Annotated in this window: 1 pseudogene; it reads left to right on the forward strand. The window is 52.8% G+C overall.

The window, feature by feature from the left end:
- Nucleotides 1-324: pseudogene (locus RCF13_RS23615) on the forward strand (hypothetical protein); the annotation flags it as partial.

The following is a 324-nucleotide window of genomic DNA, read 5'->3' on the forward strand; positions in this document are numbered from 1 at the left end:
TATTTTCGGCGCTACTGCGATTTAATCGCCGATGCGGAGCGGGTGCTGACCGGGCTTAGAAAATCGGGGCTCCAGCCAGCGGACAAGGCGATTTTACAGTTTGATAGCCCGGAGGACTTCATAAGCGCCTTCTGGGGCTGCGTCATTGGCGGAATTGTGCCTGTGCCGGTTGCGCCTGTGCGCAACTATGGGGAGCGAAGTAATGAGGCCCAAATTCTGTATAGTGTATGGGAGACGCTGGAGAAGCCCTGTATATTGACAAATACTCGCATGGAGCAGGGGGTAAAGGATTTCAGTCGACTGTATGAGATTGATTTGGCTTGT

This window comes from Stenotrophomonas maltophilia group sp. RNC7 (assembly GCF_030910085.1).
Taxonomy (GTDB): Bacteria; Pseudomonadota; Gammaproteobacteria; order Xanthomonadales; family Xanthomonadaceae; genus Stenotrophomonas; species Stenotrophomonas sepilia.